The organism is Poseidonibacter ostreae, assembly GCF_009208075.1.
Classification (GTDB): Bacteria; Campylobacterota; Campylobacteria; order Campylobacterales; family Arcobacteraceae; genus Poseidonibacter; species Poseidonibacter ostreae.
Map to the genome: position 1 here is coordinate 1 of NZ_WFKJ01000118.1, position 738 is coordinate 738.

Consider the following 738-nt stretch of genomic DNA (forward strand, 5'->3'; position numbering starts at 1 on the left):
AAGAGGTTAAGGAATAGACTGCTCTGAATTTGGTGTCCTAATTAGGGTAACCATATCATATATATTAAAGCATCTATAACTTCTCTTTGGACTCTTCTTGTTCTATTGAGAAAACTAAACTTTATATATATACTCTATTAGAGATAGGATTCTCTCTATTTTTCTCATTCTCTCATTCTTTCTAAAACACTCTTAAACTTTTCATCATCTGTTTTTGCAATAAGCTTATCAATTGTCTCTATCTTAAATTCTATCTCTAGAATATCAAGAAGATTTATAGCGTATTGTATATCTGATTTTGCAGTATTTAAAATTATAGCTATACTTAAATCTATAATTTTATCAGGAAGTGGATATTCCTCATTATTTTCTTTATAGAGTTCCATAGCGTCATAGTAGATTCTCAAAGCTTTTTCTGGCTCTACATTTACAACAGATAAACCATATTCAACCATACTCTCCATATCATCTTCAGGAGTAAAATTAGTCTCTTGAAATATTTTGATTGCACCATTTATTTTTTTATCTTCTTTTTCTAGCCACTCTTTGGTATTTTGTTTTAATCCTAGATTTTGTATCAATTTTGATGTTATCTCATAATTACTATGAGTAAGATCTATAGAGTCAATATCTGGAAAAAATGTTAAATATTTAGCTATAGATGATAGATGTTTATCATCAAATGTTAAGGTAGTTAAATTCTTAAGTTGGCAAATATCTTCTGGGATAGCATCTATA

Annotated in this window: 1 protein-coding gene; it reads right to left on the reverse strand. The window is 27.9% G+C overall.

Translation table 11 applies throughout. The annotated features are described in order from the left end of the window. Positions 1-164: 164 nt before the first annotated feature. Positions 165-738 (reverse strand): hypothetical protein (locus GBG18_RS15460; RefSeq protein ID WP_193311191.1); only part of this gene is annotated, 574 nt, incomplete at its 5' end.